This window comes from Flavobacterium sp., from assembly GCF_035760125.1.
Classification (GTDB): domain Bacteria; phylum Bacteroidota; class Bacteroidia; order Flavobacteriales; family Flavobacteriaceae; genus Flavobacterium.
Window position 1 is genome coordinate 1 of sequence record NZ_DASTTN010000511.1, and the last position, 9,979, is coordinate 9,979.

The following is a 9,979-nucleotide window of genomic DNA, read 5'->3' on the forward strand; positions in this document are numbered from 1 at the left end:
ATCAAATATTTATTTTTTGACATAGTTGTATTGTAATAAAATTATAACTCCTTATTTAATCTTTACATTTTTGAAGTAAAGCTTGAATATTTCTGCAGCTTTGTTTACTTCCTCTGCAGTGTGTGGCACTGTATCAGCTAATTGATATTCTAAACCTAAGATTTCCCATTTGTGCTTTCCTAATTGATGAAAAGGAATAATTTCTACTCTTTCCACTGTTTTGTACGAAGTGAAATGTTGTCCCCATTCATGCAGATATTCTTCTTGATCGCTCCAACCAGGAACCAATACATAACGTAACCACATAGGTTTTCCAGTACTTTCTCTATATTCAGCTACTCGCAATGTTGTTTTGTTTTTTAGGCCTGTTAGTTTTTTATGCCATTCTTTGTTGATGTGTTTGACATCCAAAAGCAATAAATCAGTTCTTTCCAATAATTGTTCCGTTTTTGAGTCTAAAACTCTTCCATTGGAATCTAAACAGGTATGGATTCCATTTTCATGCAAACGATCGAAAAAGTGAATTAGCTTTTCACGTTGCAAAAGAGGTTCACCTCCAGAGACGGTTATACCTCCTTTTTTTCCAAAATAAGATTTTTGATGTAATGCTTTTTCTACTAATTCTTCGATTGGAATAAAAGAACCGCCGTGAATATCCAAAGTATCGGGATTTTGGCAATACAAACATCTAAATTGACATCCTTGTACAAAAATAACCATTCGAATTCCGGGTCCATCATGAGTTCCTAATGTTTCTATGGAATGGATTCGCAATAAGTCGGGATTGTTTGCGTCGATTGAATCGTCAATATATTCTTGCTGTGGAAAGTACATACAAATGAAAAGATTAAAAAAACCTGTCTAAAAATTAAACTGAATCAGTTTTCTTTAGACAGGTTAATGTGGTTTAATTCAAAATTTATAGTTCAGTGTTAATTTACATTGTTTCGTGAAAAGTTCTTGTTATAACTTCCAATTGATGTGCTTTGGATAATCTAACGAAATTCACTGCATAACCAGAAACTCTAATGGTTAATTGGGGATAATTCTCAGGATGATTGTAAGCATCCATTAAGGTTTCTTTATCTAAAACATTAACATTCAAGTGGTGTGCATTTTTTCCAAAATAACTATCTAAGATTGTTTCCAAATTTGAAACTTGTTCTTCTTTGTCAGAACCCAAAGATTTTGGTACCATTGTGAAAGTATAAGATATACCATCCTGAGCATCTTCATAATTCAATTTACTTACTGAATTTAAGGAAGCAATAGCACCATTTACATCTCTACCGTGCATTGGATTTGCTCCAGGAGCAAAAGCTTCACCAGCTTTACGTCCATCCGGAGTAGAACCTGTATTAGATCCATACATCACATTTGATGTAATTGTCAATAAAGATAGGGTAGGAGTTGCATTTTTATAAGCTCTGTGTTTTCTTAATTCATCAATAAAGATTGTAGTGATTTCTTGTGCAATACTATCAACTCTATCATCGTCATTACCGAATTTTGGAAAATCACCTTCAATGTTGAAATCTACTGTTAATCCGATATCGTTTCTTACTGGAGTTACTTTTGCATATTTAATCGCAGAAAGTGAATCGGCAATGATAGATATTCCGGCAGCTCCGTAAGCAATGTCGATGTTTGGGTCACTATCGATCAAAGCCATTTGAGCTCTTTCGTAATAGTATTTGTCATGCATATAATGAATGATGTACATTGATTTAGCATAAACTCTTGCGACTTCAGCCAAAGTAATTTTGAACATATTCATAACTGAATCATAGTCTAAAATTCCATCTTTCATTTGAGGAATATTTCTAATAACTACTGATCCTTTATCTTCTTCTCTACCGCCATTCAAAGCCATAAGTAATGCTTTTGGCAAATTGGCACGAGCTCCAAAGTGTTGAATAGTTTTCCCGATTTTTTGGTAAGAAACGCAACAAGCAATTCCGTAATCATCAGAACCTCTATTGGCACGCATCAAATCATCATTTTCATATTGTAGAGACGATGTGTCAATTGATACTTGTGCACAAAAATCTTTAAAACCTATTGGTAAATTTTGAGACCATAAAATAGTTAAATTCGGCTCTGGTGAAGCTCCTAAGTTATAAAGCGTTTGTAAAAATCTAAAAGAGGTTTTTGTTACTTTAGTTCTGCCATCATTAAGTTGTCCACCAATGGCTTCTGTAACCCAAGTTGGGTCTCCACCAAAGATTTCATCATAGGCACCTGGACGCAAGTGACGTACCAAACGGAGTTTCATCACAAACTGATCAATAAATTCTTGGGCTTCTTGTTCGGTAATTAGACCAGATTTTAAATCATTTTCTATATATATGTCTAAAAATGAAGATACGTTTCCAAGTGACATAGCTGCTCCATCTTGTTCTTTTACCGCACTTAAATAAGCTAAGTAAGTAAACTGAACTGCTTCTTGTGCATTGGTAGCAGGGACTGAAATATCAATGGCATAAGAATTGGCCATAATTTTCATATCCTGCAAAGCTTTTATTTGTTCTGAGATTTCTTCTCTTAAACGGACTTTGTGGTCGGTCATTTCACCTGCAATAGCTGAAAAATCTTCTTTTTTAGCTTCAATCAATCGATCCACTCCATAAAGTGCAATTCTTCTAAAATCACCAATGATTCTTCCTCTGGCATAATTATCAGGTAAGCCAGTCAGTAAATGTTTGGAACGATAGGCTCTAATTTCGCTATCATAAGCACTAAAAACAGCTTGATTATGATCCTTTGCGTAGTTGAAAATTTTAACCACTTCATCAGAAACCTTTAATCCTCGTTCTGCTACTGCAGATTCAACCAATTTTATACCACCAAAAGGCTTCATGGCTCTTTTTAAGAGCATATCGGTTTGTAAACCTACAATGACTTCATTTTCTTTATCAATGTATCCTGGTCCAAATGAGGTTATATTTGAAATAACATTGGTGTCAATTGCCAAACAGCCATTGTTTTTTCTTTCCTGAAGTAAATTTTCTTTGCAAACATTCCATAGCTTTTTAGTTTTTTCTGATGGTCCCACTAAAAATTTAGAATCTCCTACATAAGGAGTAATATTTTGCAATACAAAATCATAAACATCAATTGCATTATTCCAATTTCCGGTTTTAAAATATAGTGTTTCTGTCGTACTTTTCATTTCAATAAAAATTATTAGTTAACGTTTTTTGTTTGTCATAAACTGGTTTTATACTAGTAAATTTAATGATTTTTGAGATTGAATAGACGTGCAGATTGATTTTTAAGTAATAATTAAAATATTCATTTATAAGTAGTTGTTTGTTTAAATATTGCTTTGTTTTAATGATTATTCTTAATAGCTATTACGTTATCGATAAAACTTATAGTTATTTTATTTAATCAGTTTATTTGTGTTAAAATTTTAAAATTTTCAAACATTTTATCTTCAAAAGAACTAGTCATCAATAAAATTGAGATTATATATAAATAAAAAAGAATATTCTTAGTAAAAGAATTAGGTTTTGGACTCAATTATCAAGTAATCGCCTGTGATAATTTATCTGTCCTAAGTGATATGCAAGATGGGTTGTGAGATGAATTAATAGAAATTCTGTCGAAGTCTTAGCTTCAAAAACTATAATTGGGTATTCTTTTTTTAAATCTTCTTCCGTTAAAAGCGTAAGAGCATCATTAACTGTTTGAGTTGTTGCTTTTATTTGGGCTAGAAGTATTTCTTTTGAAATGTCTTTATTAGAAAATTCTAGTTCACGATTTCTGATATAATCTGTTTTTCCGATTTGTGCTCCAATGTAAGTATTTAGATTCCCAATTAAATGCAGGCAAAGATTTCCTGCCGAATTAGCTATAGTTTTATCGACGGACCAAATTTTACTTTCATTCTGATATGACTCAATTTCCAATTTTAGTTTATTCAGATCTCTGTTAAACAGAGTTTTTAAAGTCTCTATCATTTTATGAAATTGTTTTTATTATAATTTTTTAAAGAAGCCAGCGCTTGTTTTTGTATTTGTTTTTGCATAAAACCTGTCCAACCTAATAAAAATCCTTTGAAACCTAAAGCTTGTTTGGACCATTTCCAAATGTCAAAATTATCGGTATGTCTGATTATCAAATTATCTTGAAACTGAAATTGAGCTTGAATAACATTAACCACTTTTCTATTGGTTTTACTAAAATTATAAGTAGCAATCCATTTTGCCGTCCCTAAATAATCATCAGCTTTTATATCTGAAAATTCAATTTTGATATTTCCTTTACTTTTTTCGATTAACATTTTCCACATTTGACAAGCATCATTTCCTTTTAAAATACCAAAGGCTGGATCTTGAAACTGGATGTTGGGATGATAACATTCGCACATCGTTTTAGCATCAGCATTTGCAAAAGCAGTATAGAACTTAAGTATTAATTGTTCGTTTGGATTCATTTTTATTAAATTTAAAAGTAAAAATAGTCATTTATTTTAAGCTAATAGATTACATTTAATTATTAAGGTATAAACCTGTTTCTATTTTTTCTAAAATATGATATTCTTTTTTTGCGTGAGTGATGTGAGTGGAGCTCTTTTTTGGTCTCCCTATTTTTAGGGATAAAAAAAAGCGAGAATCTACAGCTCGACCAGAAGTTTTTACGAAGGGGCACGCCAAGCAGATTAAAGATAAAATTGTAAAACAAAAAAAGGATAGGCTTTTTTAATTACCTATCCTTTGTATTATGAGTTGCCCTTTATGGCTAAAATGTTTATGGTTTAGAAATAATGTTAGTATGCGTCATAACGATAGAACCATTTCGGGCTAACATTCGACCTTGGACGGTAGCATGTGAATTCATTGTTATAGATGTCAACGCAAGTATATTTCCTTTAAATATTGTATAGTTACCAATTGTTGCAGATTTGCCCACTTGCCAAAAGATATTTTTGGCTTGAGCACCTCCACTTAAGATTACGTTCCCACCGGCTCCGCCTACCGTTGTAAAGTCGGATGCTACTTGGAAAATCCAAACTGCATTGGCATCTCCTTGTGCATCAAGGGTTAAATCTCCAGATTGTATTAAAAGTGTTGAAGTGGATTTGTAAATACCAGGGGCCAGTGTTTTACCACCTTGATCACCAGACACAGTTGCTGGTGCTGGTGTTGAAGCACCTTCGGCAAAAAGATAAGCATTTGTCAAATCTTGTTTGGCTTTTATTAGCATAGCACCTGTCCCAGGGGGAGCAATATCATCAGAAGCGTAAATAGCACCTCCAACTATGATTGCAGGCGGAAATCCAGTTACCGAAGAGCGTACACCTGGGCTTATCCCTACATCCATATTTTTTATTTCACTAAAGCCTGCATTATTACTAATTCCAACACCCGCTAGAATTCCGAATCTTTCTGCTGATCCAAGATTTACAGTGTTACCAACTAATGTGGAACTCGTGCTAAAGTTCCATACGTAATCATTGGAAATAGTTACACCCGCCATATTTTTGGCTCCCGAAATTGTTGCGATATAGGTTGTGCCTGGTAAAAGATCCGTATTTGGGTTAAATGTGGCTGTAGTGCCTGTATAGGTTATAACTCCTAAAATTGGTGTAGTTCCATTTTTTACAGTAAATGTTTTATCATTAATTGTTTTTGGATCTATAGCAATACTAAAGGTTGCAGAAATCGATTTGTTTAGCGGTGTTGCTGTTGCATTATCTAATGGATCAGTAGAGACTACCGTTGGAGCAGTTATAACACCTGTAGTGAATGTCCAAACATAATTTGAACTCAATGCCGTTCCTTGTATATTTTTGGCCTCTGTAGTAATTGTAGCTGTATATAGTGTATTAGCCATTAAAGAAACATTTGGTTTAAAATAGACTGTAGTTCCCGTATATGAAACACTTCCTGCAATAATTGTTGTTCCTTGTTTGATTGTAATGCTATTTGCGTTTATAGTAGTTTGATTCATTGGCATATTAAAATTAACAGCTATAACTTTATTAAGGACTACATCGGTAGCCTTATTGATGGGATTTGTAGAAATCACCATTGGATTTAGTGTTGTGCCAGTACTGAAAGTCCATACATAATCAGCCTCTAAGGCTTGGCCAAGTATACTTTGTACAGTTGTTTTGATAGTACCTGTGTAGGTTGTATTGGCGGTAAGAGGAGCAGTTGGACTAAATGTAGCTGTTTTTCCATTAATGGAAACTGTTCCTGCAACCAATGTTGTTCCTTGTATTGTAAAAGAAGACGAATCAAAAGTAGAAGTTTTCATTTCTTGATCGAAATCAACAGTAATGGTTTTGGTCAAAGGAACATTTATAGTTCCGTTTTCTGGATTAACAGTTGTTACAACTGGCGATTCGCCTATAGTTTCTTGCACATCATCTTTTGAGCATCCCGAAATTAAAACAACAACAGCCATTGCAATTGTAGATAATAGTTTTTTAGTATTCATTTTTTGTGTGTTAGATTATTTATACGACAAAGATGAATGGATTGCCTTAAAAGGATGTTACAGAATTCTACCTGTTAGTTGTATAATTCGCTGTAAATCTGAGTTCGATTATTGCTATTGCATTTCTCCATAAAAAAAGCCAAATTGTATTTTGTACAATTTGGCTTTTGATTTTTTTGAAGAGAAACCGAAAAAAAATTACCTCTAGGGATCTGTATCTAAGTTGTTTATTAATACGATATTCTATTTCTCTTTTTCTTTATTTTTAGAAAGAAGTTCTCTATTGGCAATAGTCAACTCTTCACTACACCTTTTGTTTGTCTGATAATGAAACATTAAAACTTTATTGATACTTTTTAATTCTGCAATGCATTTTTCATTCTCATCATTTTGACCGACTAATTTTTTGTTGTCTATAATCAATTTTTCTACTCTATTTTCTTTCTGCTGAACTTGAAAGGCCAATTTTTTATTAGCACTTATCATTTTATTTTCATTTATTGAATCCATAAGATTTGTTGTTTTTAAAATTTAGCCATAAATGACAGAGGATACAGTCCAAATCATAAAAAAGAGTTTTAATTGATTTGTAATAAAAAAAAACAGCAACAATAGCCTTCTTTTTTATAAAAATATCTCTATTGTTACTGCTGTTGATAATTTAAGGGTTAATGCTTTTAATATCATCAAATTTTGATTTACTTTCAGCAACTAAGTCTTTTCCATTATGAACTATTTTATCATAATTGCTTTTTAATGATCCAGATAGATTTTCAAATTTATCTTTCAAATTATCGGCATAGTCACTGCCTTTTTGCTGAATTTTTTTTCTTGTATCTGACCCTTTTGCAGGGGCAAACAATATTCCAACTACTGCTCCTGCGGCTAAACCACCCAAAAGCCCTAATGCGATTTTATTTGCTTTCATGTCTCTATTTTTTAAGGATTAATTATAATATTTTTCTACCTTGGATTATTCTTAAAATTATTGCTATTAATGCTATTACAAGCAGTATGTGTATTATTGACCCTGCACTATATGCAAAGAACCCGATTGCCCAAAATAGGACAAGTATCACTGCAACTGTATAAAGAAGATTGCTCATTATTTCTATTTTTTATAAAAATTAATAATTTGTTGCAATCATCTTGCGTTGCAACATATATAACGCATCAATTTAATTTTTGTTATTTACGGTAAAGTCTTTTAAGCTATTTCCAAGTTCATCCATGTCATGGTCAAATTCTCTTTTGAAAGATTCCCAATCACTATTGACATCATTTTTATAGGAATCCAATTTTGCTTTTAGATTCTTATTTTTTTGTTCCATTGTATCGATGTTTCTTTGATATGCTTTATCGATGTCTTTTCCTGTTTTTTTGATTTTCAATTTCAATTCGGCTATTTTAGCGTTGTTTTCCTCTATTTTAGCATTGGTACTGTCCTTGAATGCTTTCCATTCTTCTGCTGTTGCTACTCTTTTGGCTTCGGCCAAATCATCTTCGGCTTCTGTTACTGCTACTTTTGCACTATCAACATTTTCTTGAGCAGCTTGCTCTTTTTCGGTATTTGGTTTACAGCTGATAACGATTGACCCGATTACCAAAGTGGCAATTGCAAGGGTTAAAATTGATTTTTTCATATTAATTATTTTTAGAATATATTTTTTTTTGATAAAAATTGTATCCATTTAAATTGTCAAAAAGTTTAAATGGATACAACTTGCAGTAACTATCTAAAGTGCTTGAATAATTTTATGAAGTTCTTCCTTAGATTTTCCCAATTTGATTTGAAGTTTTCCCATCATTTCCTCCTTTTTTCCTTCAACAAATAATAAGTCATTATCCGTTAAGGCAGCAAATTTTTGTTTCAATTTTCCTTTTTGCTCATCCCAGTTTCCTTTTAGTTCTGTTGTGTTCATCTTGTCATAATTAAGTGTGAAATCATTTTCACAACATTGCAAAGGTTGTCTTATTTTGAAATAAAAGTGTTTCAAAATTTTTGTAAAGAGTTACATCATTTACTGTTTTTTGTATAGCAAAGCTTTATTATTAGACTTCTTTTAAATGGTTTTCTTCTTTATCCAAAATGTTGTCCAGTTCTCTTTCAAACTCTCCATTAAGTTCTTCATCCAGCTCTTTAATTTGTTCAGCCAAATCCGAATACTCTTTGGATAATTCAGTAATTTCTCTTTCTGTTTTAATTTCTGCATTTAATACTGTATTGCTAGCATGTTCGTGTGACGAAACCAATTCGTTTATTTTTAGATGCAAGGAAGCTGAGAATCGATTGAACGATTTTTGAATAATGAATAAACTCAAGAAAGTAATTCCAAAAATGATATCGCCAATAATAAGATGTATGTCATTTTTTATGAATAAACTATTGATCCACCAAAACAGCACCAAGCATAATGCTATTAGAAAAGAAATAGAGTTCCCTAATATTGTTGTTCCAATAGAAACCAATTTTTCAAAAAGATTTTCGGTATGATTGTATATTTTGTTCATGATACTTTATTTTAGAAAGAATATAAAAGCCCTACCAATTTAATAGCAGGGCTTATTCTAAATTTTTAACAAACGATTAGTTTATTTTAAAATCAAGCATATTTTCATTTGCTATTTTACTTGCTAATGATTGTTTTTAGTGCTTTCCTTTTCCATGACCATTGTTTCCATGACTATTATTACCATTACTATGATTATCGTTATATTTCTGGTTCCCATTATCATGAGGTTTGTAATTGTCAGCTGTTCTATAGGTTTTTTGATGCCCTTTATTATAGCCTTTATAATATTTCACTTTATGCTCATGGTAATGAGTATAAGGTCTTGAACCATGATAATCATTTAATACTACTTTATATCCATTATACAAATCATAGTTTCTGTAACGATTCGGTAGATTATGAGATCTGATCCAAACTCCATTGCTCAAAAAGATGAACTGTTGTGCGCGTATATCATAATAGGATTGCACATCTGGTATGTAATAATACGATACTTCTGTATAGCCTACCGGTCCCCATTGAGGTGGTGACCCTACATTTACGCTTATGGATACTTGGGCATGATTTGCTGTTGATGCAAAAAAGAATAGGGCTAGGGCAATTAGTTTTAGTGTTTTCATCTTTGTTGTTTTTAAATTTTTTATTCATCTTCATTTATAAGTATAGATTCTCTTATAAATTTGATACTACAAAGATGAAACAGAAACCTATTTTTTATGTTATACTATTAATAGTAAAAATTTCATAATTCACGGATTTCAAATCAAAAAAAAAAGGCTGTTTTACAACAACCTCCTTTCTCAAAAAAAACATGAAGTAAACAAATAGTTAGTATGAAGTTTTCAATTCAACCCTTCTGTTTTTAGCTCTACCAGAAGATTTTTCGTTACTGGCAATTGGTTTACCATCTCCAAATCCTAAAGCTATTAATCTGCTTTCGGGAATCCCTTTGCTTATTAAATAGGTTCTAACAGATTCTGCACGTTGTTTTGACAAGTCTATATTAGCGAGGTCAC

13 protein-coding genes are annotated in these 9,979 nt (G+C 32.0%); all 13 read right to left on the reverse strand.

Going from position 1 to position 9,979, the window contains the following annotated elements:
• Positions 1-51: 51 nt before the first annotated feature.
• Positions 52-834 carry a pyruvate formate-lyase-activating protein gene (gene pflA, locus VFS71_RS18285; RefSeq protein WP_326403066.1) on the reverse strand — a complete coding sequence of 261 codons (783 nt, stop codon included), beginning with the start codon at positions 832-834 and terminating at the stop codon, positions 52-54.
• A 103-nt stretch (positions 835-937) separates the two neighbouring features.
• Entirely contained in the window at positions 938-3,172 is a 2,235-nt protein-coding gene (pflB, locus tag VFS71_RS18290; protein ID WP_326403067.1) for a formate C-acetyltransferase, read from the reverse strand.
• A 349-nt stretch (positions 3,173-3,521) separates the two neighbouring features.
• On the reverse strand, positions 3,522-3,965 hold the full coding sequence (locus tag VFS71_RS18295) for a DinB family protein (RefSeq protein WP_326403068.1): 444 nt from the start codon (positions 3,963-3,965) through the stop codon (positions 3,522-3,524).
• Entirely contained in the window at positions 3,962-4,441 is a 480-nt protein-coding gene (locus VFS71_RS18300) for a nuclear transport factor 2 family protein (RefSeq protein ID WP_326403069.1), read from the reverse strand. The genes VFS71_RS18295 and VFS71_RS18300 overlap by 4 nt, the downstream gene beginning before the upstream one ends.
• A 314-nt stretch (positions 4,442-4,755) precedes the next feature.
• Positions 4,756-6,450, reverse strand: a complete 1,695-nt coding sequence (locus tag VFS71_RS18305) for an Ig-like domain-containing protein (protein WP_326403070.1) — start codon at positions 6,448-6,450, stop codon at positions 4,756-4,758.
• Between the two features lie 243 nt (positions 6,451-6,693).
• Entirely contained in the window at positions 6,694-6,960 is a 267-nt protein-coding gene (locus tag VFS71_RS18310; protein ID WP_326403072.1) for a hypothetical protein, read from the reverse strand.
• A 151-nt stretch (positions 6,961-7,111) separates the two neighbouring features.
• The gene (locus VFS71_RS18315) at positions 7,112-7,378 is read right to left on the reverse strand and encodes a YtxH domain-containing protein (RefSeq protein WP_326403073.1); all 267 of its coding nucleotides are present in this window, start codon (positions 7,376-7,378) and stop codon (positions 7,112-7,114) included.
• A 22-nt stretch (positions 7,379-7,400) separates the two neighbouring features.
• On the reverse strand, positions 7,401-7,556 hold the full coding sequence (locus VFS71_RS18320) for a lmo0937 family membrane protein (protein WP_326403075.1): 156 nt from the start codon (positions 7,554-7,556) through the stop codon (positions 7,401-7,403).
• Between the two features lie 72 nt (positions 7,557-7,628).
• Positions 7,629-8,093 carry a hypothetical protein gene (locus VFS71_RS18325; protein ID WP_326403076.1) on the reverse strand — a complete coding sequence of 155 codons (465 nt, stop codon included), beginning with the start codon at positions 8,091-8,093 and terminating at the stop codon, positions 7,629-7,631.
• 93 nt (positions 8,094-8,186) lie between these two features.
• A complete protein-coding gene (locus VFS71_RS18330; RefSeq protein WP_326403077.1) occupies positions 8,187-8,372 on the reverse strand; it encodes a CsbD family protein in 186 nt (61 codons plus the stop codon).
• A 130-nt stretch (positions 8,373-8,502) separates the two neighbouring features.
• Positions 8,503-8,961 carry a low affinity iron permease family protein gene (locus tag VFS71_RS18335; RefSeq protein WP_326403078.1) on the reverse strand — a complete coding sequence of 153 codons (459 nt, stop codon included), beginning with the start codon at positions 8,959-8,961 and terminating at the stop codon, positions 8,503-8,505.
• A 136-nt stretch (positions 8,962-9,097) separates the two neighbouring features.
• A complete protein-coding gene (locus tag VFS71_RS18340; protein ID WP_326403079.1) occupies positions 9,098-9,583 on the reverse strand; it encodes a hypothetical protein in 486 nt (161 codons plus the stop codon).
• 208 nt (positions 9,584-9,791) lie between these two features.
• Positions 9,792-9,979 (reverse strand): OmpA family protein (locus VFS71_RS18345; protein WP_326403080.1); only part of this gene is annotated, 188 nt, incomplete at its 5' end.